This window comes from Streptomyces sp. NPDC097619, from assembly GCF_040302735.1.
GTDB lineage: Bacteria > Actinomycetota > Actinomycetes > Streptomycetales > Streptomycetaceae > Streptomyces.
The window spans coordinates 1-24,171 of the sequence record NZ_JBEOSD010000097.1 but is presented as its reverse complement, the minus strand read 5'-3'; the positions used below and the strand labels follow the sequence as shown (position 1 = coordinate 24,171).

The 24,171-nt window shown below is 75.1% G+C and carries 23 protein-coding genes; 14 read left to right on the top strand and 9 right to left on the bottom strand.

Features of this window, described 5'->3' with window-relative positions; all coding sequences use genetic code 11:
• Together ABTZ17_RS24055 and ABTZ17_RS24050 are read right to left on the bottom strand one after the other, a co-directional pair.
• Positions 1-864, bottom strand: a complete 864-nt coding sequence (locus ABTZ17_RS24055) for a trypsin-like serine peptidase (RefSeq protein WP_352197761.1) — start codon at positions 862-864, stop codon at positions 1-3.
• Between the two features lie 154 nt (positions 865-1,018).
• The gene (locus tag ABTZ17_RS24050; RefSeq protein WP_352197760.1) at positions 1,019-1,648 is read right to left on the bottom strand and encodes a TetR/AcrR family transcriptional regulator; all 630 of its coding nucleotides are present in this window, start codon (positions 1,646-1,648) and stop codon (positions 1,019-1,021) included.
• Positions 1,649-2,057: 409 nt separating this feature from the next.
• Here ABTZ17_RS24050 and ABTZ17_RS24045 point away from each other — a divergent pair, with 409 nt between their 5' ends.
• Positions 2,058-2,945, top strand: a complete 888-nt coding sequence (locus tag ABTZ17_RS24045) for a TIGR03619 family F420-dependent LLM class oxidoreductase (protein ID WP_352197770.1) — start codon at positions 2,058-2,060, stop codon at positions 2,943-2,945.
• A gap of 137 nt (positions 2,946-3,082) precedes the next feature.
• Here ABTZ17_RS24045 and ABTZ17_RS24040 read toward each other — a convergent pair whose 3' ends face one another.
• Positions 3,083-4,483, bottom strand: a complete 1,401-nt coding sequence (locus tag ABTZ17_RS24040) for an NADP-dependent succinic semialdehyde dehydrogenase (RefSeq protein ID WP_352197759.1) — start codon at positions 4,481-4,483, stop codon at positions 3,083-3,085.
• A 204-nt stretch (positions 4,484-4,687) separates the two neighbouring features.
• Between ABTZ17_RS24040 and ABTZ17_RS24035 the strand changes: the two genes are divergently transcribed.
• A complete protein-coding gene (locus ABTZ17_RS24035; protein ID WP_352197758.1) occupies positions 4,688-5,893 on the top strand; it encodes a cytochrome P450 in 1,206 nt (401 codons plus the stop codon).
• Positions 5,890-6,132 (top strand): ferredoxin, encoded by a 243-nt coding sequence (locus ABTZ17_RS24030; RefSeq protein ID WP_352197757.1) that lies wholly within the window; start codon positions 5,890-5,892, stop codon positions 6,130-6,132. The genes ABTZ17_RS24035 and ABTZ17_RS24030 overlap by 4 nt, the downstream gene beginning before the upstream one ends.
• A gap of 128 nt (positions 6,133-6,260) precedes the next feature.
• On the opposite strand, the gene ABTZ17_RS24025 is transcribed toward ABTZ17_RS24030, so the two are convergent.
• A complete protein-coding gene (locus ABTZ17_RS24025) occupies positions 6,261-6,884 on the bottom strand; it encodes a LysE/ArgO family amino acid transporter (protein WP_352197756.1) in 624 nt (207 codons plus the stop codon).
• Positions 6,885-6,961: 77 nt separating this feature from the next.
• Here ABTZ17_RS24025 and ABTZ17_RS24020 point away from each other — a divergent pair, with 77 nt between their 5' ends.
• Complete coding sequence (locus tag ABTZ17_RS24020) at positions 6,962-7,864, top strand: LysR family transcriptional regulator ArgP (protein ID WP_352197769.1); 903 nt, start codon at positions 6,962-6,964, stop codon at positions 7,862-7,864.
• Positions 7,865-7,890: 26 nt separating this feature from the next.
• Here ABTZ17_RS24020 and ABTZ17_RS24015 read toward each other — a convergent pair whose 3' ends face one another.
• The 3 genes from ABTZ17_RS24015 to ABTZ17_RS24005 form a co-directional block, all read right to left on the bottom strand.
• Positions 7,891-8,658, bottom strand: a complete 768-nt coding sequence (locus tag ABTZ17_RS24015; RefSeq protein WP_352197755.1) for a VOC family protein — start codon at positions 8,656-8,658, stop codon at positions 7,891-7,893.
• Between the two features lie 136 nt (positions 8,659-8,794).
• A complete protein-coding gene (locus ABTZ17_RS24010) occupies positions 8,795-9,313 on the bottom strand; it encodes a hypothetical protein (RefSeq protein ID WP_352197754.1) in 519 nt (172 codons plus the stop codon).
• Between the two features lie 260 nt (positions 9,314-9,573).
• The gene (locus ABTZ17_RS24005) at positions 9,574-10,437 is read right to left on the bottom strand and encodes a poly-gamma-glutamate hydrolase family protein (RefSeq protein ID WP_352197753.1); all 864 of its coding nucleotides are present in this window, start codon (positions 10,435-10,437) and stop codon (positions 9,574-9,576) included.
• 882 nt (positions 10,438-11,319) lie between these two features.
• Here ABTZ17_RS24005 and ABTZ17_RS24000 point away from each other — a divergent pair.
• The 7 genes from ABTZ17_RS24000 to ABTZ17_RS23970 all read left to right on the top strand — a co-directional run bounded on the left by ABTZ17_RS24000 (position 11,320) and on the right by ABTZ17_RS23970 (position 18,618).
• Positions 11,320-11,889 (top strand): HAAS signaling domain-containing protein, encoded by a 570-nt coding sequence (locus ABTZ17_RS24000; protein WP_352197752.1) that lies wholly within the window; start codon positions 11,320-11,322, stop codon positions 11,887-11,889.
• Positions 11,890-12,068: 179 nt separating this feature from the next.
• Complete coding sequence (locus tag ABTZ17_RS23995) at positions 12,069-14,006, top strand: glycoside hydrolase family 5 protein (RefSeq protein ID WP_352197751.1); 1,938 nt, start codon at positions 12,069-12,071, stop codon at positions 14,004-14,006.
• 532 nt (positions 14,007-14,538) lie between these two features.
• Positions 14,539-15,600: a DUF6235 family protein gene (locus tag ABTZ17_RS23990; RefSeq protein WP_352197750.1), complete on the top strand. Its 1,062-nt coding sequence runs from the start codon at positions 14,539-14,541 to the stop codon at positions 15,598-15,600.
• Between the two features lie 198 nt (positions 15,601-15,798).
• Positions 15,799-16,284 (top strand): DUF6423 family protein, encoded by a 486-nt coding sequence (locus tag ABTZ17_RS23985; RefSeq protein WP_352197768.1) that lies wholly within the window; start codon positions 15,799-15,801, stop codon positions 16,282-16,284.
• A complete protein-coding gene (locus ABTZ17_RS23980) occupies positions 16,281-17,621 on the top strand; it encodes an FAD/NAD(P)-binding protein (protein WP_352197749.1) in 1,341 nt (446 codons plus the stop codon). The genes ABTZ17_RS23985 and ABTZ17_RS23980 overlap by 4 nt, the downstream gene beginning before the upstream one ends.
• Complete coding sequence (locus ABTZ17_RS23975; RefSeq protein WP_352197748.1) at positions 17,614-18,069, top strand: DUF6187 family protein; 456 nt, start codon at positions 17,614-17,616, stop codon at positions 18,067-18,069. Before ABTZ17_RS23980 ends, ABTZ17_RS23975 begins: the two co-directional genes overlap by 8 nt.
• Positions 18,070-18,072: 3 nt before the next feature.
• Positions 18,073-18,618, top strand: a complete 546-nt coding sequence (locus tag ABTZ17_RS23970) for a carboxymuconolactone decarboxylase family protein (RefSeq protein WP_352197747.1) — start codon at positions 18,073-18,075, stop codon at positions 18,616-18,618.
• Between the two features lie 18 nt (positions 18,619-18,636).
• On the opposite strand, the gene ABTZ17_RS23965 is transcribed toward ABTZ17_RS23970, so the two are convergent.
• Complete coding sequence (locus ABTZ17_RS23965; RefSeq protein ID WP_352197746.1) at positions 18,637-19,596, bottom strand: GlxA family transcriptional regulator; 960 nt, start codon at positions 19,594-19,596, stop codon at positions 18,637-18,639.
• Between the two features lie 108 nt (positions 19,597-19,704).
• Here ABTZ17_RS23965 and ABTZ17_RS23960 point away from each other — a divergent pair, with 108 nt between their 5' ends.
• Together ABTZ17_RS23960 and ABTZ17_RS23955 are read left to right on the top strand one after the other, a co-directional pair.
• Positions 19,705-20,220 carry a PaaI family thioesterase gene (locus ABTZ17_RS23960; protein WP_352197745.1) on the top strand — a complete coding sequence of 172 codons (516 nt, stop codon included), beginning with the start codon at positions 19,705-19,707 and terminating at the stop codon, positions 20,218-20,220.
• A gap of 75 nt (positions 20,221-20,295) precedes the next feature.
• A complete protein-coding gene (locus ABTZ17_RS23955; protein ID WP_352197744.1) occupies positions 20,296-22,182 on the top strand; it encodes an ABC transporter ATP-binding protein in 1,887 nt (628 codons plus the stop codon).
• A gap of 23 nt (positions 22,183-22,205) precedes the next feature.
• Here the strand turns inward: ABTZ17_RS23955 and ABTZ17_RS23950 are convergent, their stop codons facing one another.
• Positions 22,206-22,799, bottom strand: coding sequence for a helix-turn-helix domain-containing protein (locus ABTZ17_RS23950; RefSeq protein ID WP_352197743.1), 594 nt, complete (start codon positions 22,797-22,799; stop codon positions 22,206-22,208).
• Positions 22,800-22,886: 87 nt separating this feature from the next.
• On the opposite strand from ABTZ17_RS23950, the gene ABTZ17_RS23945 reads away from it, so the two are divergent.
• Entirely contained in the window at positions 22,887-23,957 is a 1,071-nt protein-coding gene (locus ABTZ17_RS23945; protein WP_352197742.1) for a class I SAM-dependent methyltransferase, read from the top strand.
• Positions 23,958-24,171 lie beyond the last annotated feature (214 nt).

Genomic DNA, 24,171 nt, shown 5'->3' with positions numbered 1-24,171 from the left:
TCAACGGCCCGCGGTGGCCCGGGCGTAGAGGGCCCCCGCCCAGGGGCCGAGCACCGTGCTGGTGGACCGGTCGTCGGTGTCCCCGCCGGTCAACACGCCCACGATCCGCCCGTCCCGGGCGATCCAGGGGCTGCCGGAGGTACCGGTGGGGAAACCGGCGCAGTCGAACCGCTGGAGCTCCGGATCGGGCAGAGCGGCGGTGGCGGTGCAGGTGTGCGGCGCATCGGCCGCCGACGGATAGCCGGTGACGGTCACGGTCTCCCGGGTCCGCCCCCGGGTGTCCAGCGGGGCCGCGCCCGTGACCTCCTCGACGCGCCGCCCGGTCAGGTCGGGGGCCAGCCGGGCGAAGGCCAGGTCGTAGGCGTCCTCCCCGTCCCGGGCCCAGCGCGGATCCTCGGTGACCTCCGTCAGGCGCCAGGTCCCGTACGGGGCGCGGCCGTCGGCGTAGCCGGGGGCGAACACCGCCCCGCCGGAGCCCGTCGGACCCTCCGTCAGGCAGTGGCCCGCCGTCACGATCAGGTCCCGACCAGGACTGCGCACCACGGTCGCCGTGCAGTAGTGGCCACCGGTCAGGCCCGCCGGGAACAGGGTGCCGACGAACGCGGGCGGCGATCCCGGGGCCCGTGGTCCGGAGGGCGGCGGCACGGCGGTGCGGGCGGGCCCACCGGCGGGCGGGGCCGAGGTCCCGGAGCCCGGCTCCGCGCCGTCCCCGAGGGCGCGCAGGGGCGCCGCCGCCCCGCCGCGACCGCCCTCGCCGCCGGAGGCGTCGGCCTCCGGCGGCGGCACCACCCAGGTCATGGCGGCCGAGACGACGACCGCGGCGACCGCGCACAGTGCCGCCGTGATGAGGTTCCTGCTCCGCATGCCCCGTACGACCCTCCCGGCCCGGGCTCCCCTGCCCGTGTCCCCGGGCAGCTTGCCCCGGCACGGCCGTCGGGCGCAATGCGGCTTTCCTGTCGCTCCGGCCCGCTCCGTGCCGCGCGGCGGTCGGAGCGGCTTCCGCCGGTCCGCGACTCCGTCAGCTCGCGGGGGCGACCGGGCCGTCGGGCTCCGGCGGGCGGGGCGTCCAGGTGCGGAAGGCCGTGGCGAGGAGGGTGTCCACGTAGGCGGGGTCGGCGGGTTTGCGGACCAGGAGCAGCGCGTAGTAGAGGGCCCCGTAGAGCAGGTCCACCAGGACGTACGGGTCCAGGCCGGGGTCGACCTGTCCGAGGGCCTGGGCGGCCCGGATCCGTTCCGCGGCGGCGTCCTCCAGCGGGCCGATGAACCGCTCGTAGATGGCCTCGGCCAGCTCCGGCCGGTGCTGGGCCTCGCCGATGAGCGCCGTGTAGTGGGGCCACAGCGAGGGGCCCCCGATCGCCGCGATGGCGGAGTTCATCTGGGTGCGCAGGTCGGCGACGAGGTCCCCGGTGTCGGGGAAGGCCGCGTCGTCGGCGGCCTCCTCCAGGAAGGCGTCGAGCAGGACCGCCCCCTTGTGCGGCCACCACCGGTAGATGGTGGCCTTGCTCGCCCCGGCGCGGGCGGCGATCGCGTCCACGCTGACCTTGGCGTAGCCGATCTCGCGGCACAGCTCCAGGGCGGCCGTCGTGATCGCGCGGGAGGCCCGCTCGTTGCGGCGGGCGGGGTCCGGGGGAGGCGGAGGAGGAGTCACGCCCCGATGCTAGCGCCACGAAACGAAACGAGTCGTATTGACAAGGGCTCCGACCCGACGCATGATCATCACCGAAACGAAACGAGTCGTTTTGCCGGGCCGATGGCCCGGATCCGCGGCTCGTCCGGCCGTGGCGGGCGGTTCCCGATGCCTACGGGGGTGGGATCGGGACATCACGATGGCCCGCGGACCGGAGCGCTCCGAGCGGACGCGGCCGGTACGGAAGCCCAGGGCCTCCGTACCGGCCGCCGACGGGCATCCCGCGCGCGACCTGCGGATCCGCCGGGGCGGCGTCGGCTCGCGAGGGCCGCCGGGGCGACAGGGGCCGGGCACGGTCGCGGGTGCGGCGGGAACGCGGCCGGAAACCCACCACCCCGGAGACCGCGCGTCGGACCATGGCCCGATGACCCTGCAGATCGGCATCGCCCTGCCGCAGTACGGCACCCATGCCCGTCCCGAGCTCATCGCCCCCTTCGCCCGCGACGCGGAGGCCGCCGGCTTCCACTCGCTGTGGGTGGGGGACCGGGCCCTGACCCCGGTCCGGCCCGAGGACCTCTACCCCGGCCACACCCCCGAGGACCCGTACCCGGCGGAGTACAAGACCTTCCTCGACCCGCTGACCGTCCTCACCGTCGCCGCCACCGCCACCTCCCGGGTGCGACTCGGCACCAGCACCCTCAACGCCCCCTGGTACCCGCCGCTCCTCCTGGCCCGCGGCCTGACCTCCCTGGACCGGCTCAGCGACGGACGCCTCGACCCGGGCCTCGGCATCGGCTGGATGCGCGACGAGTACCGCGGCGTCGGTGCCGACTTCGGGCGCCGCGGCGCCGACCTGGACGAGATACTCGACGTCCTGCACGGGTTCTGGACCCGCGAGCCCTTCGCCCACGAAGGAGCCCGGTGGACGATCCCCGCCGCCCACGTCGGCCTGCGCCCCGCCCGACCGGGCGGCCCGCCCCTCTACCTCGGCGGGTTCAGCGAGGCCGCGATGCGCCGGATCGGCCGCCGCGCCGCGGGCTGGGTAGGAGTGGCCCTGCCGCCCGCGGCGCACGACCGACTGTGGGACACCGCCCGACGGGCCGCCGAGGAGGCGGGCCGCGACCCGGACGGCCTGCGCCGGTACATCCGTCACAACCCGGGCCCCGGTGACTCCGCCGAGGACATCGCCGCGGTCCTCGCCGGCGTCCGCGCGACCGGAGCCGAAGCCGCCTTCGTCGACCTCCAGCAGTGCGTCCCCACCCCGGCGGAAGCCCTCGAACTCGGCGGCAAGGTGCTGGAACTCGTCCGCACCGGCTGAACCGCCCCCGTGCTCCGCCGTCCGCCCGCCCGGCCCGCACGACGGTCGGGCCGGGCGGACGGTGCCTCCGGAATCGGGGACGGGAACGGGGACAGAGGCGGAGGCGGATGGCGGGCGTCGCGGGGAGGACGCGCCGCTCAGGTCGGGTCCGCGGCCTGCCAGACGGTGGTCACGTTGCAGAACTCGCGGATCCCGTGACCGGACAGCTCGCGCCCGTACCCGGAGCGCTTCGCCCCGCCGAACGGCAGCGCGGGATGCGAAGCGGTCATCCCGTTGACGAACACCCCGCCGGCACCGATGTCCCGCGCGAAGCGGGCCACCTCGGTCGGATCGGCGGTCCACACGCTGGAACTCAAGCCGAACGGCGTGTGGTTCGCCCGCTCCACCGCCTCGTCGAGCCCGTCCACCCGGTACAGCGAGGCCACCGGCCCGAAGGTCTCCTCCAGGTCGATCCGCATCTCCGGAGTGATCCCCTCCAACACCGTCGGCTCGTAGAACCAGCCCCGGGGCTCCGCCGGCGGGCGACGGCCGCCGCAGCGGACCCGGGCGCCCCGGGCCACCGCGTCCGCCACCAGCTCCTCCACGTCCGCCCGCCCCTGCTCGGTGGCCAGCGGACCCACGTCGGTGGCCTCCAGGAACGGATCGCCGACCGACAACGCGGCCATCCCGGCCGTGAACCGCTCCGCGAACTCCTCGTACACGTCCGCGTGCACCACGAACCGCTTCGCCGCGATGCAGGACTGCCCGTTGTTCTGCACCCGCGCCGTGACCGCGGTGGCCGCCGCCCGCGCCACGTCCGCCGAGGGCATCACCACGAACGGATCGCTGCCGCCCAGCTCCAGCACCGTCTTCTTGATCTCGTCCCCCGCGACGGAGGCCACCGCCCGCCCCGCGGGCTCGCTGCCCGTGAGGGTGGCCGCGGCCACCCGCGGATCCCGCAGCACCCCCTCCACCGCACCCGAGCCGATCAGCAGGGTCTGGAAGCAGCCCTCCGGGAACCCCGCCCGCCGGAACAGCCCACCCAGGTAGAGGGCGGTCTGCGGGACGTTCGAGGCGTGCTTGAGCAGCCCGGTGTTGCCCGCCATCAGCGCGGGCGCGGCGAACCGCACCACCTGCCACAGCGGGAAGTTCCACGGCATCACGGCCAGCACCACGCCCAGCGGCCGGTACACCACGCGCACCGAGGAGGCGCCCGAGTCCGCCACGTCCGCGGCCGCCGGCCGCTCGTCGGCCAGCAGCCCCTCCGCGTGCGCCGCGTACCAGCGCATGGCCTTCACGCACTTGGCGGCCTCGGCGCGGGCCGCGCCCAGCGGTTTGCCCATCTCCAGGGTCATGGTGCGGGCGATCTCCTCGGACTCCTCCTCCAACAGCGCGGCGGCCCGCTCCAGCAGCGCCGCCCGCTCGCCGAACCCGGTGGTGCGGTAGTCGGCGAAGGTGTCGGCGGCCCGCGCCACCCGGGCCCGCACCTCCGCCGGATCCAGCGCCTCGAACGTGCGCAGCGTCTCGCCGGTGGCCGGGTTCACGGTGGCGATGGCCATGACGGCTCCTCCTCACGGTCGGGTTCGGGCATCCCTTCCGACCCTCCTCCGGTCGGACCCGCACCGCAAACGCGCCTCCGCACCCCCACGCCCACCCGCTACGGGGCAGTCCGGGTGATCTGGCCGAAACGGGGGTACAGCGGATAGGTGCCTGGGGCATGTAATGGGGGACGGTACGACGGACCCACCAGGAGCGAGGCTCTGATGACCCAAACGTCCCGGACGACCGAAGCCGTCGCCTTTCCCCAGGACCGCACCTGCCCCTACCACCCGCCCACCGGCTACGCGCCGCTGCGCGAGGACCGTCCCCTCTCCCGGGTGACCCTCTTCGACGGCCGCACCGTGTGGATGGTCACCGGCCACACCACGGCCCGGTCCCTGCTCTCCGACCCCCGGCTGTCCTCGGACCGCCTCCACCCGGACTTCCCGCTGCCCTCGGCCCGTTTCCAGGGCCTCAGCAACCGCCGCACCGTCCTCCTCGGCGTCGACGACCCCGTCCACAACACCCAGCGCCGCATGCTCATCCCGGCCTTCACCCTGAAGCGGACGGCCGCCCTGCGCCCCCGCATCGAGCAGACCGTGCACCGACTGCTCGACGCCATGACCGACCGCGGCCCCGGGGCCGAACTCGTCGCCGACTTCGCCCTGCCCGTGCCCTCCATGGTCATCTGTGACCTGCTCGGCGTGCCCTACGCCGACCACGAGTTCTTCGAGTCCCAGTCCCGCAGGCTCCTGCGCGGCCCGGCCGTCGCCGACGTGGAGGACGCCCGCGACCGCATCAACGACTACCTCGGCGAGCTGATCGACCGCAAACGCCTCGAACCCGGTGACGGCCTCCTCGACGAGCTCGTCGCCGACCGCCTGGAGACCGGGGAGACCGACCGGGAGGAACTGGTCGGCCTCGCCGCCCTCCTGCTGGTCGCGGGCCACGAGACCACCGCCAACATGATCTCGCTGGGCGCCTACACCCTCCTGTGCCACCCCGAGCAGCTCGCCGAACTCCGTGCCGACCCGAGCCTGATGCCCGTCGCCGTCGAGGAGCTGATGCGCTTCCTGTCCGTGGCCGACGGCATGCTCCGGGTCGCCGCCGAGGACATCGACACCGGCACCCACACCATCCGCGCGGGGGACGGGGTCGTCTTCTCCACCTCCGTCATCAACCGCGACGAGGCCGTCTACCCGGCCCCCGACACCCTCGACTGGCACCGGTCCGCCCGCCACCACCTGGGCTTCGGCTTCGGCATCCACCAGTGCCTCGGCCAGAACCTGGCCCGCGCCGAAATGGAGATCGCCCTGAGCGCCCTCTTCGACCGACTGCCCGGCCTCCGCCTCGACGCCCCGCCCGGCAGCATCCCCTTCAAGCCCGGGGACACCCTCCAGGGCATGGTCGAACTGCCGGTGACCTGGTGAGCCCCGCCGAATCCGGCACCGGTACCGGCACCGACGGCGATTCGGGCATCGCCATCGACCGGGACCGCTGCATCGGCGCCGGACAGTGCGCCCTGACCGCCCCGGCCGTCTTCACCCAGGACCACGACGGCCTCAGCATCCTCCGGCCGGACGCCGAGATCCGGACCGGGGGCCACCCCCTGCTCCGGGAGGCGGCCCGCGCCTGCCCGGTGGCCGCGATCACGGTCCCGGGCCGCTGACCCACTGCCCCGACCCCTGAGGGCCCGCAGGGGCGGCGGGGCGGTACGACATCCCCGTACCGCCCCGCCGCCCGTGCGGATCCCGATCTCCGGCCCCGATATCCCGCCCCGGCCCCCGGCCCCGGCTCTCAGACGCCCGCCAGCAGCATGCCGCCCATGGCCAGCATGGTGGCCGCGACCAGTCCGTCCAGCACCCGCCAGGCCGACGGACGCGCCAGCACCCCGCTCAGCAGCCGCGCCCCGAAACCGAGCGTGGTGAACCAGGTGAGACTGGCCACGGCCGCCCCCGCGCCGAAGGCCCACCGCAGGTCGCCCCGGTCCGAGGCCAGCGACCCCAGCAACAGCACCGTGTCCAGGTAGACGTGCGGGTTGAGCCAGGTCATCGCCAGGCAGGTCAGTACCGCGGCCTTCGCGGAACCGGCAACGCGCCCCTGCGCCGCCAGCCCCTCGCCGTCGCCCGGCCGCAGCGCCCGACGCGCCGCGAGCAGCCCGTACCCGATCAGGAACGCCCCACCGGCCACCCCGACCACGGTCAGGGCCACCGGCCAGGCGGTGACGGCGGCCCCCACCCCCGCCACGCCCAACACGATCAGCGCCGCGTCGGACACCGCGCAGATCGCCACGACCGCCCACACCGCCTGCCGCCGCACCCCCTGCCGGAGCACGAACGCGTTCTGGGCCCCGATGGCCACGATCAGGGAGAGCCCGGTGCCGAAACCGGCCAGGGCGGCGGTGAGGATGCCGTCGTTCATGACTCCGAACGTACGGAACCCGCTCCCATCAGTACAGCTAAAGATCCTTAGGCATCATTAGCTATGCTTCATCGATGATGGAGGAACTGCCGCCGGAACAGGTCCGCACCCTGCTCGCCGTCGTCGACGAGGGCACCTTCGAGGCGGCCGCGGCCGTCCTGCACGTGACCCCCTCGGCCGTCAGCCAGCGCGTCAAGGCCCTCGAACAGCGCACCGGACGGGTCCTCCTCCTCCGCACCAAACCGGCGCGCCCCACCGAATCCGGCCAGGTCGTGGTCCGCTACGCCCGCCAGCTGGCCCGCCTGGCCCGCGACGCCGGAACCGAACTCGGCCTCCACGGCGACGGCCGCGGCCCCGCCCGGCTCCCCATCGCCGTCAACGCCGACTCACTGGCCACCTGGTTCCTGCCCGCCCTCGCCCGCATCCCGCAGGACCCGCCCCTCGCCCTCGAACTCCACCGCGAGGACGAGTCCCACACCACCGCCCTGCTCCGCGAGGGCCAGGTGATGGCGGCGGTCACCTCCACCCCCGACCCGGTCGCGGGCTGCTCGGTCCGCCGCCTCGGTCTGGTCCGCTACCTGCCCGCCGCCCAGCCCGCCTTCGCGGCCCGGTACTGCGCGGGCCCCCTCGCCGAAGCCCTCCGGGAGGCCCCGGTGATCGTCTTCGACCGCCGCGACGACCTCCAGGACGCCTACGTCCGCTCCCTCACCGGCAGCGGGCACGGGGCGGGCGCGCTGCGCCACCACATCCCCACGTCCGAGGGCTTCCGGGACGCCGTCACCGCCGGGCTGGGCTGGGGCCTCGTCCCCGAGACCCACGCGGCCCCGCTGATCGCGGCGGGCCGCCTGGTGGCCCTGGCCCCGGACCGGCCGGTGGACGTCCCGCTGTTCTGGCAGCAGTGGAAGCTCGACTCGCCGGCCCTGTCCACGGTCGCCGCGGTCATCGCGGCCGCGGCGGCGGAAGCCCTGCTCCCGGCCTGACCGGACCGCTCGCGGTCGCCCGGGGATCAGGACCCGGACCCCGCCGGCTCCGGCCGGTCCGCATCCTCCCCGAGCGGGGCGGAGATCCCGAACAGGGCCCCCTGCGGATCGCGCAGGGTGGTCCAGCGGTTCCGGTCGTCCCGACCGTGCTCCGCCGTCGGGCGGGCCCCCAGCTCCTCCGCCGCGGCGACCGCCGCGTCCAGATCGGGGACCCGGAAGTACACGTGCCAGCGCGGCCGGATCGACGGATCCGGGGCCTCCTCGTGGTCCCCGCCGCGCAGCCGCGCCACCGGACGGCCGTTCCGCCGCAGCACCACGTGCCCGGCGTCGAATTGCGGATCGCAGCAGTCGTCCCGGCCGCAGGCCCACTCCAGGACCTCCCCGTAGAACACCGCCGCGTCGAAGGCGTGCCGGGTCCGCAGCTCCAACCAGGCCGGCGCCTCCTCCCGGCCCACGTGCCAGTCCGGGATCACCGCGCCTTGCCAGATCCCGAAGACCGCCCCGTCCCGGTCGGCGGCCAGCGCCGCCCGGCCGGTGCCGAAGGAGACCGGCCCCACGGCCACGGTCCCGCTGCGCTCCGTGACGCGGGCGCCGGTGGCATCGGCGTCCTCCACCGCGAAATAGGGCGTCCAGGCCACCGGAACCGACAGCCGGTCCGCGAGATCTCCGATCCCGGCCACCGGTGTGCCCTCGTGGAAGGCCATGCGGAAACCCTCTCCGAGCCGGGTGTGCCGGAAGTCCCAGCCCAGCACCCGGCCGTAGAACCGCTCCGCGGCCGCCAGGTCGCGCGTCATCAGGCTCACCCAACAGGGCGCGCCGTACACCTCGTGCGTGGACACCGACATCTGGGACCCGTCCGCGGAAGGAACCCCCCTCACCACCGATTCTCCCACCGGGGCGCCCGACGTGCGGCGGGACGGTCCTCCCGGGTCAGCCCCGGACCACGCTGAACCCGTCCAGACGGACGGTGACCAGGCGCGCCCCGCCCGGCCCGCCCGCCGGCGCGGCCGCCCACAGCCTGCCCCGGGCGTCCACCTCCACATGGCAGGCGGACCGCCCCTCGGCGGTGTCGCCGGGGCGTACCCCGCGCACCGTCCGGGCCGGGCGCAGGGCGGGGGGAAGCAGGCCGATGCGGTGCCGTCCGCCCGGCGGCAGCCGCAGCAGTCCGCGCAGCTGGAGGTGGACGGTGCCCGCGATCTCCAGGAGACGGGCCTGGGGGACCGCGGCGGCCGGAGCCGTGCCCGCGGGCGGGGCCACCGGCACCCAGTCCGCGACGACCCGGGCGGTGGCGGCGGTGGCGGAGGCCGCGGTCGGCGCGCTGACCAGCGGCGAGCCCGGCACGGTCGGGAGCGAGGTCAGGGCCGTCAGCAGGGCGCCGCGCTCGGGAACCCCGGTGGGCGGCGCGGCGGGGGAGGGAACGGGGGCGGCGGCGGGCAGGAGCGTGGTCATGACGGTCCTCCGGAGTGCGGCGGGCGGTGCCCGCGCGGACCCGGGACCCGGCGGGAGCCGGCGGAGCCGCCCGGGTCACCGGGTGACACGTGCTACCCGGGGCCGGTCGCGGGTGGACCGGGCGGCCTGGGCCGGGAGCCGGTCGTCTCCCGGGCCCCTACGGACGGACCCGGAAGACGACCGGTCGAGCGACGCGGTCGCACGCGCGAGTCGAGTGACCCGGTCGAACGACGCGCTCGAAGCGAATCAGAGGAAGGGAATCAGGAGGTGAACAGGCTGGGACGGGCCAGCTGCTCCGCCTCCAACGCCGCGATGGCGTCGCGGCAGGCGTTGGTGAACTTCCAGAAGTCCGTGTTCGTGGTCGTGGCACGGTTCGAGGCGCCGGAGAAGTTCCCGAACAGGCTCTGGCGCAGCTCCGTGGTCAGCTCCAGCTGGCCGCCGCCCTCACCGGTCAGGGTCCGGTTGCAGATGTTCTGCGGGAGGTCCCCGTTGAGGTGGTCCGGGTCGCCGCCCAGGACCTGGAAGCCCGCCGCGCCCAGCTTCGCCGAGAGCAGCTGGCGGAAGCGCGGGTTGAGGCCGCCGACGACCACGCCCTTGGGCGAGCCGGCCGGGGCGCCCGCCTGAGCGGCCGTGCAGCCGTGGAGGCTGAGCACGTTGACGCTGGAGGCGGCGATGGACCGGGCCACCGGGTCGTCGCACTTCGAGGCGGTGACGTGCAGCTCGCCGTTGTTCGAACCGCGCAGGCCCTCCAGCATCCAGTAGTCGTACACCGCGGCGCCCGCGGTCTTCGGCTCCAGGGTGTCGGGCTTGTAGCCGGCGATGGCCAGGCACAGCTCGCTGGTGCCCATCTCGATGCCGCCGCCGTGGATGGCGAGGACGCTGGTCAGCCGCGGACGCGGGGTCGTGGCGCGGTCGGCGTCGGCGAACTCGTGGCGCTTGAAGCGCCGCCCGAAGTCGGTGCCCTCCGTGGTCTTCGCGTACAGGTCCGTGTTGGACACGTAGGTGTCGTCACCGGCGGCGGCGACCGCCGGGGCGGCGCCCACCGCGGTCAGCAGGGGAGCGCCCGCCGCGGCGGCCACCAGAGTGGTCAGAACGGTGCGGCGGCTGGTGTGGGACTGGGACATGCGGTCTACCTCGGGTGTACAGGTCCGGGATCGCGCGCGGGTACGCGCCCACCGGTCGAATCGAATGGAGCCACCGGGTGGTCCGCGGCGGCTCCCCCCGTCACCCGACGTCGGCCGCCGGTCGCTGCCCGGCCTGCGCAACCTAACCCCGGCCCGCGCGCGTCCCGCACCCGGGGGTCGCGAACTCGGGGTGTCCGGGAGAACGGCCGGGGGAGGGGCCGGAAAGGTAGGGGCGGAGGTGGGGTGGGGACCGGTTTGCGTGCTCCCGTCCCACCTTGTGAAACGGCGTCAGGAATGGATATGTTGCATAACATGGTTCCTGGTGACGCCGAGGGCGAAGGGGGTCGGGTGCCGAGCCGGTCGAGCGAGGGAACGCCGGAGCGCCGCGTACCGCCGCGGCTCCGCGAGCGGCCGCTCCGCAGCGCCGAGTTACCGGAGGGACCGCCGATCGCCCACCTCCTCCGAGGCGGTGGGGGCCGGGCGGGACGCGTCCGGCTCCGATGCGCACCCTCGGGCCGCTGAAGCCGGGCCCCACCGCCGTTCCCGCCGCCCCGTTCCCTCCTCCTTCCCCCTGAGCCGTCTCCCCGCAGGACGGCTGGCAGACGGGGGAGCGGGGGCGAGGAGGCGGAGCGGGGCCGGGAGCGGCGCGCCACGCCGCCGGGCACCCGGTGGCCGGACCTCGCCACCGGGTGAGGGGCCGGGAGGGTGCGGAGCAGCCGGCGTGCCGATTCCGGCACCACGGCGAGGACGGCGCCCCGGGCACCGTGGCACCCCTCGGCCGCTCCCGCGGGCCCGCGCCGGCCGACCTCGACGAACCGCCTTACGGCCGACCGCACTTCGGGACGCCGACGAACCACTTCCCCAGAACGACGGAGACCACACGTGAGCACCACCGACCACCCGCTGATCGACTCCTACCTCGCCGCCGTCGAGCGCGAGGCCGCCTCCCTGCCCGAGGACCGGCGGCGGGAACTCCTCACCGACCTCCGCGAACACATCGCGGTCGGCGGCACCGACGACGAGAACCGGATACGCGAGGTCCTGGCCCGACTCGGCGAGCCCCGCACCGTCGCGAACACCGCCCTCGCCGAGGAAGGCATGCCGGAGGAGCCCGCCGACCCCGAGGGCAGACGCGCGGGCCGCTTCCGGGTCCGGCTGGTCATGCTCCTGCTGACGCTGGCCGGGGCGCTGACGCTGCTGAACGAGGTCATCGGCCTGATCGCCCTGCTGACCGGACTGGCCCTGCTGTGGAACGCCCGCGAATGGGGCCCCCGCCGCAAAGCCCTCGCCACCGCCACCGGCGCCGCCCTGCCGGTCCTCCTCTCCCTGGCCGCCGCCTTCCTCTCCGAAGCCGACCGGACCGGCACCGGATACCTGGCCGCGGCCCTGGCGGCCGCCCTGCTCGTGCCCGTCCCCGGAACGGTCGTGCTCTACCGGGCGGTCCGCGTCTGAACGGACGGGCCGGTCCGCGTCCGACACGGGCCGACCGGTCCGCGCGGGCCCGTGACCGGGGTGGCGATCCGGACTTCCCCCGGAAGTCCGGACGCGGGCGTACCCACCACGGGCCGCGGCGGGCGAGAATCCCGCGGTCGGGCGCGCCCCGCGCCCCCTCAGTGACCACGGAGAGCAGAGTGAGACGACGCCCCCGGTACCGGGCACTCCTCGTGACGGCCCTGCTGTTGACCGCCCCCGGCGCCCCCGCCGCGGCGGCCCGGTCCGAGTCCGGCCCGCCCCCGGCGGCACAGGCCGCCCCACCCGGAGCCGCGTCCGGTGCACCCGCCGGTTCCCTCGCCGCTTCCTGGACCCCGCCGCTGAGCACCCGCGGTCGTTACGTCGTGGACGCCGAAGGTCGCCGCTTCAAACTCGCGTCCGTCAACTGGCAGGGTGCGCAAGGATCCTGGAGCGGATCCGGGAACATCGACGACCCCGCGAGCCACCACGACGGCGAGAAGGCCGATCAGATGCCCCTGGGCCTCGACCGGGTCCCGATCACCACCGTCCTGGCCGACTTCCGGGAACTGGGCGCCAACAGCATCCGGCTGCCCTTCTCCAACGAGATGCTGCGCGACACCCGCCCCGTCCCGGACGCCTCCGTGGCCGCCAACCCGCAGCTGCGCGGACTCACCCCCCTCCAGGTCTTCGACGCGGTGGTGGCCGCCGCCACCGACGCGGGCTTCGCCGTCATCCTCAACAACCACACCAACACCTCCCGGTTCTGCTGTGGTCTGGACGGGAACGAGCGCTGGAACACCTCCCAGACCACCGCCCGTTGGGAGGAGGACTGGATCTCCCTCGCCCGCCGCTACCGCGACAACCCCCGCGTCGTGGGGGCCGACCTCTACAACGAGGTCCGCAGGACCGTCACCGACGACGCCAACTGGGGCCGGGGCGACGACCACGACTGGTGGCTGGCCTCCCAACGGCTCGGCGACCGGCTCCTCACCGAGGTCGACCCCGACCTGCTGGTGATCGTCGAGGGCATCAACTGGCAGGGCATCCCCCTCGACGGCCTCCCGCACGAACGCCCCACCCTGGAACCGGCCCGCACCCTCTCGCACACCCTCGCCGTCTCCGGGAAACTGGTCTACTCCGCCCACTTCTACGGCTACACGGGACCCCGCCACAGCGGCGCCACCGGCACCGGCGAGACCCACGACCCCCGCTACCAGGACCTGTCCCGCGAAGAGCTCTTCGCCACCCTGGACCGGCAGGCCCTCTTCGCGGCCACCGACACCGGAGGCCGCCACTACACCGCGCCCGTCTGGATCAGCGAGTTCGGGATCGGCGCGGACGAGAGCGGGGCCAAGCCCCGCGCCTGGTACACGAACTTCACCGACTACCTGATCGCCCGCGACGCCGACTTCGCCTACTGGCCCGCCGTGGGCTGGACCGGCCACGGCACCTGGGCGCTCCTCACCTACGACCGGCAGGGCCGCCGCGCGGGCGTCCTCGACGGGACCGACTGGCGGGCCCCCGACTGGCGCCGCCTCGCGGCGGCCCCGCGGTACTCCGGGCCCGTCCCGGCCGCCGAACAGTGGCGGATGCTCACCACGGACCACACCGACGCGGTGCAGTCGCCGACGGCCCGGGCCCTGGGCGACTGGGACTCCGGTGCCCGCAAGGCCGCCTGCCCCGACGGGCTGCGCCTGCTCGGGCTCTCCCACCGCGGCGGCCGCGGGCTGTGCTCCGACGCCGGTGCCGGTCCCGTCACCGCCGACCCGCGTCCGGAGGTCGTGCGCGACGAACGGCACGTCCGGCGCGGGGACTGGGCGGGCGGCTACACCAAGTACGAGTGCGCGGAAGGCAGTTGGCTCACCGGTTACAGCGTGCGCGGACAGGCGGTCTCCGCCACGCTGTGCGCCCGCGCCGGCCGCCCCCTGGGTGCCGCGGGCCGCACCGTGTGGTTCGACCGCGGGGACGCCCGACCCGCCGGTGGGCCCGGCGGGGAGTTCGCCCACGGTCAGTACAAGGGGCAGTGCGCCGCCGACGAGTACGCCGCCGGCATCGCCTTCACCGGCGCCTGGGCGAAGGGCAAGACCCCCGACGCCCTGCTCTGCCGCCGTCTCTGACCCCGCCGGGCCGTCCCGGTCCCGCCGCCCGGTCCCGCCGCCCGGCCCGCCGCCCGGCCCGGCGGCGGGACCGGGCGCCTCCGGTCCGGTCACGGCCCGCGGCCGGTCGCGCGTGCGCCCCGTGACGGCCCCGGATCCGGTTGAACACCCGGTTGAACACCCCCGGGCGGCCCCCGGCCGCCCCACCCCCGCCGCCACGCACCTCAACTGCCCTTTTGGCAAGGGGGGACTTGCTGAGGTGGGCCCCTTTCCCGCATCGCCCCAGGTGCGAGAGCAATCTGGAAGATGTGACCCCCCGGGGTCGTGCCTACTTTGCTAAGTGCCGGAAAGCGAAAGACATTTGCCTTTCGGTGTGCCCTGCGAAGTTCGTCGGCATTGCCCGCGACCTCCCGGACCCGACGGTCCGGCGGTCCGGACGCCGGCGGGCGGACCGACCGTGCAGTCAACCGTTCACCAGGTCGGCACGGCCCGTCCGGGAGCGCCCCGCGCCCCCCGTACCGGCCGCGACCGGCCCCTGGAACCTGGGGTAGCAATGCGTGAATTCGCGGTACGGGCCGAACCCGGAGTGGTCGGCTTCTCACCGGTACGTGCACTGATCGCCACCGGCGACACCCTCGCCTGGCCGCCCGCGGCCCGCGCGGGGCTGCGGCTGGTCGCTCCCGACGACCCGGCCTGCCCGCCCGCCGGGAACGAGGGCAGCCGGGCCGGGCCGGAGCCCGAGCGGCCCGCGCGTCGCGAGCGGATCGTGGCCGACCTGCGCGAGGTGGCCCGCGCCTGGTACGCCGAGACCGGCCCCTGCCGGGTGGAGGTCGCCGAGGCGGACCGGCTCGACGACGGCACCCGGCTCTTCCTGGCGGTGCTCCTGGAGGTGTCCGGCGGCACCGTGGTCGTCCGCTGCCCGGCCGGCGACACCGCCGTGGAACCGCTCCCGCCGGTCCGTCCCAGCGACCGGGAGGCCCGACTGGAACGGCTCTCGGTGCCCACCCACCCGCTCACGGCCGAACAGGCCGGCCACCTGTGCGACGAGGCGGCGGGCTACCTCGTGCGGGGTGACGGTTGGACCGCGGAACGGCTGCTGCGGGCGGTGCTGCGGCAGTGGCCGGCCCCCGAGGTGTGGGCGGGGCTCCGGGAGGCGTGCACGCTCCTCGGCCGCCCGCTGGACCCGCGCCGCCCGGTCCGCCGGCAGCCCGCCGTCCGGCCGTCCGCGGCCCTGCCGCACCTGCCCGCGCAGCGCCGGGCCCTGGCCGTCCCCCCGCCGCAGCCCGCGGCCGCGCGCGGGGTGGCCGTACCGGGTCGCCGTCCGCTCCGCCTGGACTCCGGCTGGGAGGTCCTGGAGAGCTGGGCGGAGACCGCCGGGCAGATCGACAAGAACGCCGTCCACAAAGCCCTGTTCGCCCTCGCCGACCGCACCGTCTTCCGCGACTACGAGACCCGCGACGACGGCCCGACGCCCCTGGACCTCACCGTCCGGGTGCGCGAAGGACTCGTCCTCAAGGTCCGCATCCGGGATCTCGACACCTTCGACATCACCGGTGTCGGGGTGCCCGGGGAAGCCCCCGGAATCGGCCGCAGCGGAACCGGCCGAATGGCTTGAAATGCCTGATGGCGGGCCGGTGTTGAACCCCGCACCGGCTCGCACAGGTGTGCCTTGACAGGGTACGGGGCCTGTGGAAATGTCGGTCGGAGTCGCCATTCCGAGCTGTCCTCCGACCTCACCCGGGGAGATGCAATGCCGCCTCTGGAACTATCCGGAATAGACGTGTCCTCCCGGGTCCGTGCCCGCGACATCCAAATGGCGGGAGTGGCCGACATGCGCCGCCGGGTCCTGATGATCTCCGGGGCCATCGACACCGTCGACCACGACGTCTCGGTCACCGTGAACCTGCCCGAGCCGGGCCGCTGGCAGATCATCAAGTCGGAGACCAACCTCACCGACCGCACCTGGGTGGCCATGCAGGCCACCACCGACGAGGACTCCGTCTTCGTCAACGACGGCGACACCCTCGTGATGTCCCGTCAGTTCTCGAAGTCCTTCATCACCCCCGACCAGCGCCGCCTCACCTTCTACGGCGGCGAGGTCCGCCCCGGCGAAGCCGTCGTGAAGATGTACACGCTGGAGACCACGGGCCGGAAGCCCACCTACGCCTACTCCCGGTACAGCCCCGTCGCCACGGACGCCCCGGAGACCCTGGCCAAGACCGTGGACCAGCTCGTCGCCGAGGGCATGCCTCAGCGCCCCGTCATCGAGGTCATCGTCCCGGTCACGGTCATCGGGTGATCACCTTCGTCCCCGGGCCGCACCTGCTCGACTCGCCCCGCGGCCGCGCCTGGCCCGCCGTGCCGGGCACCGGCCCGCGGGGCGCGGCCGGCCCGCCGCCCGCCACCGCCCGGGTGGCCGTCGTCGGCGCCGGCCCGGCCGGACTGGCCGTGGCCGCCGCGCTCTGGCACCTCGGCATCGAGGACGTCGTCCTCCTCGACCGCGACGGCCGCCCCTGCGGCCGCTTCTTCGAACGGGTCGACATCCTCGGGCAGCGCGTCCTGCGCTCCCCGTACGAGCACCACCCCGGGGCCGAGGGCCACCGCGACTGCGAACTCCTCGACTTCGCCCGCCTGAACTGGTCCCGCCTCACCCCCGTGGAGCGCCGCGAGATCCGCATGGCCCAGTCCGGACACCGCTCCGTGGTGCCCGTGGACGTGTTCGAGGCGTACTGCGCCCACGTCGCGCACCTCCACCACGTGGACCGGAACCTCCGACGGGCCGAGGTGACCGCCGTCCGCCCCGCCGAGGACCACGTCACCGTGCACGGACCGGACTTCGCCCTCACCGCCGAGCACGTGGTGCTCTGCCTCGGCGAGGAACGCCGTCCCGCCCCGGCCGCGTGGTGGCCCGAGGGCGTCGTGCCTCCCGGCGTCGGCCACTGGGACGAGCCCGTCCCCGAGGACGCCCGCAGCGTCACCGTCGTCGGCGGCGGCCTCAGCGCCGCACACCTTCTTGCCAACGCCCTCCGGGACGGCCGACAGGTCCACTGGATCCTGCGCGCCTCCGAGGAGCGCTACCAGTGCGCCGACGTCAACGCCTCCTTCTTCCGTGCCGAGGGCCGCGCCCGCTTCGACGGCACCGCCTGGGAGGACCGGCTCGCCCTGATGCGGGGACACCGACGCGCCTCCGTCATGTTCGAGTTCCGGCCCCTGCTCGAAGAGGCCGAGCAGAAGGGGCAGCTCACCGTGCACCGCGGCCGCGCCGTCACCGCCATCGCCCCCGGCCGGGCGGGCCGGACCGTCGTCCGCCTCGACGACGGCGGCGCCGTCCCCGCCGACCACGTGGTCCTCGCCCTCGGCACCACGGTCTCCACCGGGGAGCGGCTGCTGCCCCCCGGGGTGGTCGCCCCGCGCGACGGCTGGCCCGACCTGGACGAGCGGACCCTCGCCTACCGCAACGCCCCCCGGGTCTCCGCCGTCGGCGCCGCCGCCTGCATGGTGCTCGGCCCCGCCGCCCGCAACATCGACGGGCACCGCGTGGCCACGGCCCGGGTCGCCGGCGCCATCGCCGCCCGGCTCTCCGGAGCCCCCGTCGAGGCCGAACGGCCCGCCGAGCGGACGGCCGCCCGTGTCTGACCCCACCGCCTACGACTCCCGCTTCGCCCTCACCCCCGTCGACGGGTCCGCGCTCACCGAGACCGGGATCATGCTGATGGGCCTCGACGCCGACCGGCTCCTCGCCGGGCTCGGCCTCGCCGCCCTCACCGAGGACCCGGCCCAGGTGCTCCTCGCCGTGGACCGGGCCCGCCACGGCGTCGCGGCCGTCCCGGATTTCGACGGGCTCCTCGCCCACGGCCTCGACACCTGGCGGCGGGCCCGCCCCGCCCTCGCCGCCGCCGACCCCACCCGTCCCGGCACCCCCACCCCGCTCCGGCCGGCCTGGGAGCGGGCCCTGCGCCTGGCCCTCACCGCGGGCCCGGAGGCCCCCGGACCCGCCACCGCCGCCCACCTCGCGACCTGCTGGCTGCGCCGCGAGGAGACCGACCGGTTCGCCGCCCGACCGCCGGCACCGACAGGAACCTGACCGATGTCCTACCTGCGCTCCCTGCCCGCCGACGCCACCCTCCGGCACGTCTTCCAGAGCCGGCCGGAGACCTCCGCCCCCCTCCTCGACCTCCACGAGCGGCTCCTGCGGGGCCCCTCGCCGTTCACCGTCGCGGAGCGGGAGCTGATGGCGGCCTACGTCTCCGGCCTCAACGCCTGCGCCTACTGCCACGGCATCCACACCGCCACGGCCGAGGCGTTCGGCGTGCCCGCAGGGCTCCTCACGGACGCCCTCAAGGACCTGGAGACCGCCCCCGTCGAGGCCCGGCTCAAGCCCGTCCTCCGCTACCTCGACGTGCTCACCCGCACCCCCGCCCTCCTCACCCCCGGCCACGCCGAAGCCGTGTACGCCGCGGGCTGGGACGAACACGCCCTGCACGACGCGGTCATGGTGGGCGCCCTCTTCAACCTCATGAACCGCATGGTCGAAGGGCTCGGCATCACCGCGGACCCCGCCTGGTTCCCGGTCTCCGCCGACCACCTCCACCGACACGGCTACACCGGCCTCACCACCCCGCCCGCGACCTGACCGGGCCGCGCCCGGCGCTCAGCTCCGCAGGGCCCGGGGCCCCCGCCCCAGCCGGTCCCGCAGCAGGCTCCGCAACGGCCCCGGGCTCTCGTACCCGACCCGCCGGGCCACCGCCGACAGCGGCAGCGCCGTCGTCCGCAACAGGTGCTCGGCCTGCTCCGCCCGCAGGTCCCGCACCAGCCCGATCGGGGTCCGGCCCAGGGTCCGCACCACCGTGCGCTGGAGGGTGCGCTCGCTGACACCCAGCTCCCGGGCCGCCTCCGCGATGGACACCGGACCCGCGATCCGCTCCCGCACCCACCGCTCGAACCCCGCCACCAGCGGATCCTGTCGGGCCAGCGCACTCGGGATGGTGTACGCCGCCTGCGAGGCCCGGTCGTCGACCACCAGGTACCGCCGCACCAGGTCCGCCAGCGCCGGACTGCGCATCCGGACGATCGCCAGCGCCAGGTCGAGGTGCCCGAAGGCCGCACCCGCGGTGGTCACCTCCCCGGACGTGGTCACCAACCGGGTCTCGTCCAGCCGCACCCGCCGGTACCGCTCCCGGAAGGCGGGGGCCAGCCACCAGCTGGTCGTCGCCGTCAGACCGTCCAGCACCCCGGACTCCGCCAGCAGGAAGGTCCCCGTGCAGGCGGTGGCCAGCGGAACACCCCGCTCACGGGCCCGCACCAGCTCCCGCCGGGCCCCCGCCAGCTCCGGCGAACCGACCAGCTCCACCAGCGAGGCCGGCCGCCGGTCCAGCAGGGCGGGCACCACCAGCAGATCGGCGTCGACCGCCACCGACATCGGCTCGGTCGTGATCACGTGCCCCAGCCCCGAACGGACCCGCCGCCGCACCCCCACCGTGCGCACGTCGAACCGCGGAGGACGGGCCCCCTCCAGGGCCCCGCGCAACGCGTTCGCGGTGTGCAGGACGTCGAGCACGGCGGACACCCCGGAGTCGAACACCCCGTCGAGTGCGAACACGGCAATCTTCACCGGCCCACGATAGCCCGCCGGCACCCCGCCCGACCCTGTCGGAATCGGTGCAGAAAATGCCGGATCCGCCACTCCCGCCGGACCGCCCCACCCTCCTAGGGTCGGACCATGACCACGGAACACACCGCCGCCACCCCCCTCCGCACCCGCACCCACACCTGGCGGCAGCGCCCCGAACCCACCCCGGACCTCCTGGGGATGAGCGGCCTGGACATCCTCCAGGCCGCCCTCAAGGGCACCCTCCCCGCCGCCTCGATGACGAGCACCCTCGGTTTCCGCCTCACCGAGGTGGCCGAAGGCAGGGTCGTCTTCGAGGGCGACCCCGGGGACCACCTCCTCAACCCCATGGGCACCGTCCACGGCGGCTTCCTCGCCACCCTCCTCGACTCGGCCCTCGGCTCCGCCGTGATGACCCGCCTGCCCGCCGGCACCACCTACACCACCGTCCAGCTCGGCGTGCACATGATCCGCCCGGTCCTCGCCGACACCCCCGCCCTCAGCTGCGAGGGCACCGCCCTGCACGTGGGACGCACCACCGCCACCGCCGAGGCCCGGGTCGTCGGCACCCACGACGGCAAGCTCTACGCCCACGGCACCACCACCTGCGTCGTCCTGCGCCCCTGACCGCCGGTCACGTGCCCCGAGCCCCGGAGCACCGGCCCTTGACCTCAATCAAGGTCGAGGTCCTAGCTTCGGGGCATGGACATGGAAGTCACCGCGTGGACCTCGCTCCACAGCGCCATCAACGCCCAGGCCGACCGGCGGCCCTTCCACCGCGCCGCCCTGCGCCGCATCGCCGCCTTCGCCCGCCCGCACCGCCGCGACATCCTGTGGTTCCTGCTCCTCAGCGTGGTGACCGCCCTCCTCGCCGTGGCCACCCCCGTCCTCGCCGCGAAGGTCGTGGACGCCATCGTCGACGGTGCCGCGAACTCCACCGTGGTCCGCCTCGCCCTGCTGATCGCCGCGATCGCCCTGGCCGAGGCCGCCCTCGGCCTGGCCGCCCGCAAGTTCTCCGCCACCCTCGGCGAAGGACTCATCCTCGACCTCCGCACCGCCGTCTACGACCACGTCCAACGGATGCCGGTCGCCTTCTTCACCCGCACCCGCACCGGGGCCCTCGTCAGCCGCCTCAACAACGACGTGATCGGCGCCCAACGGGCCTTCAGCAACACCCTCTCCGGCGTCGTCGCCAACACCGTCACCCTCCTCCTCACCCTGGTGGTGATGCTCGGCATCTCCTGGCGCATCACCCTCCTCGCCCTGCTCCTGCTCCCCGTGTTCGTGCTCCCGGCCCGCCGGATGGGCACCCGCATGGCCCGCATGCAGCGCGAGGCCGCCCAACTGAACTCCGCCATGAGCACCCAGATGACGGAACGCTTCTCCGCCCCCGGCGCCACCCTCGTCAAGCTCTTCGGCCGCCCCGCCGAGGAATCCGCCGAGTTCGCCGCGCGCGCCGCCCGGGTCCGTGACATCGGCATCCGCACCGCCATGGCCCAGTCCGTCTTCATCACCGCCCTCACCACGGTCTCCGCCCTCGCCCTGGCCCTGGTCTACGGGCTCGGCGGGTACTACGCCCTGCGCGGCGGCCTCGACGCCGGCGCGGTCGTCGCCCTCTCCCTGCTCCTGACCCGGCTCTACGCCCCGCTGACCGCCCTGGCCGGAGCCCGGGTCGAGGTGATGAGCGCCCTGGTCAGCTTCGAGCGCGTCTTCGAGGTCCTGGACCTGGACCCCCTCGTCAAGGAACGCCCCGGCGCCGGCCGGGTCCCCGACGGACCCGTCGCCGTCGAGTTCGACCGGGTCTCCTTCGGCTACCCGGCCCCCGACCGGGTCTCCCTGGCCTCCCTGGAGGAAGTGGCCGTGCTGGACGCCCGGGGTGGTTCGCCCGTCCTGCACGAGGTGTCCTTCCGGGCCGAGCCCGGCGCCATGGTCGCCCTCGTCGGCTCCTCCGGCGCGGGCAAGTCCACCATCGCCCAGCTGCTGCCCCGCCTGTACGACGCCGACTCCGGCACCGTCCGGCTCGGCGGGGTCGACGTGCGCGACCTCACCGCGGAGTCCATCCGCGAGACCCTGGGCATGGTCACCCAGGACGGCCACCTCTTCCACGAGTCCGTCCGCGCCAACCTGCTGCTGGCCCGCCCCGACGCCACCGAGGCCGATCTGTGGGAGGTCCTGCGCCGGGCCCGCCTGGACGGACTCGCCGCCGCCCTCCCGGACGGCCTGGACACCGTGGTCGGCGAACGCGGCTACCGCCTCTCCGGCGGAGAGCGCCAGCGCCTCACCATCGCCCGCCTGTTGCTCGCCCGCCAGCGCGTGGTCGTCCTGGACGAGGCCACCGCCCACCTGGACTCCACCTCCGAAGCGGCCGTCCAGGAGGCCCTGGCGGAAGCCCTGGAGGGCCGTACCGCCCTGGTCATCGCCCACCGCCTCTCCACCGTCCAGGCCGCCGACCTCATCCTGGTCGTCGAGGACGGCCGCATCCTCGAACGCGGCACCCACACCGAACTTCTCGCCGCCGGCGGTCGCTACGAGGAGCTCTACCGCACCCAGTTCGCCCCGGCGGACGAGAACCGCGTCCCGGGATCCTGACCGGGCCGGACGCGCGCGGCGGGTCAGCCCTCGGGGCGGGCCCGCACGTGCATGCGCTCGCCCTGCCGGCCGTAGAGGCTGAGGACCTCCACCGGACGGCCGTCCGCACTGCTGAACCAGTGCGGCACCTTGGTGTCGAACTCGGCCACCTCCCCGGCCCCCAGCACCAGGTCGTGGGTGCCCAGCACGAGCCGCAGCCTCCCGTCGAGCACGCACAGCCACTCGTAGCCCTCATGGGTGCGCAGGTCCGGTTCGCCACCCCGGTCCGTGATCACCATCTTGTGCGCCTGGAGCGGGCCGGGGCCCCGGGAGAGCGGCAGTGCGGTGCCGCCGTGCGGCAGCGGGCGAGGCGCCAGCCGCACCCGCGGGTCGCCCACCTCGGGTGCGCCCACGAGGTCGTCCAAGGGGACCCGGTAGGCGGCGGCGAGCGGCAGCAGCAGCTCCAGGCTGGGCTTGCGCTCCCCGGATTCCAGCCGGGACAGGGTGCTCTTGGAGATGCCGGTGGTCTCGGCGAGCGAGGCCAGGGTGAGCGCGCGCTGCTCCCGCAGCCGTCGCAGCCTGGGCCCCACCTCGTCGAGCACCGGCCGGTGCGCGGGGGAGTCGTCCGTGCCGGCCATTGTCACCCCGGGCGGCCCGCGACCCCGCCGTCCCGGAAACGGCAACAGAAATTGCCGGCCGCGGTGCGGCCGTGCATCCTCGCCGGCATGAGCGCACACGGACACGACCACGGAACCGACCACGCGGCCCCCGGCCCGGGCGGCGGACACGATCACGGGCGGAGCCATGGCTCCGAGGGTCACGGCCAGGGACCCCACGACCGCGGACGCCACGGTCCCGACGCCGGCGGTCAGGGCGGACCGGCCGGGCACGCCCACGGCCACGCTCACGACCACGGCACCGGCACGGAGATCGACTGGGCCCGGATGGCCGCCCAGCTGGAGACCAACGCCGAGCTGCACCTCCCCGCCCTCCGCGACACAGCCGCCCGGCTCCGCACCCTCCTCGACGGGCACCCCGTCCGCCGCGTCCTCGACGTCGGCAGCGGACCGGGCGTGATGACCTGCGTCCTGGCCGAGGCGTTCCCCGAGGCGGAGGCCGTCGCCGTCGACGCCACCCCGGCCCTCCTGGACCGGGCCCTGGCACGCGCCGAGCGGCTGGACCTCGGCGGGCGGGTGTCCGTCCTGAAGGCGGAACTCCCGGAAGGCTTCGCCCCTGATCCGGTGACCGGCGCACCCGGCCTCGGCGGAGCCGACCTGATCTGGAGCAGCAAGGCCGTCCACCACCTCGGGGACCAGCAGGGCGCCGTCACCGCCCTGGCCGGTCTGCTGCGCCCGGGGGGCGCCCTGGCGCTGGCCGAAGGCGGGCTCCCCATGCGCTTCCTGCCCCGCGACATCGGCCTCGGCCGCCCGGGGCTCCAGTCCCGCCTCGACACCGTGCAGGAGCACTGGTACGAGGTGATGCGCGGCGAGCTCCCCGGCAGCGTCCGCGTCGTCGAGGACTGGCCGGCCATGCTCGGACGCGCCGGGCTGACCGGCGCCACCGCCTTCAGCACGCTCCTCGACGTCCCCGCGCCGCTGGACCCCGCCGCCCGCGCCTTCCTGCGCGGCCACCTCGGCCGGATGCGGGAGGTCATGGAGTCCACGCTCGAAGCGGACGACGCGGCCACCCTCGACGTGCTCCTCGACGAGGCGGACCCGCGCGGCATCCTCGGACGCCCCGACGCCTTCCTCCTCTCGGCCACGACCGTCTTCGCCGCCCTGCGCCCGGCGGCCTGACCACCCCGCCCCGACCGGCGGGGCCGCCCGGAGCCCCGGACGGGAGCCCACGGCCCGGATCCCGGTCCGGAAAAAGTCAGTGGAAAGCCGTGACCCCCGAAGCGGCGAATCGTTTATTCAGGTGTCGCATCCGATGCACACACCCCGCGTCCCCTGCGGCGTGCGCGACAGGGCCCCGGGCCGGCGAGAGCCCGCCCCCGGCCCCCCCCCACCA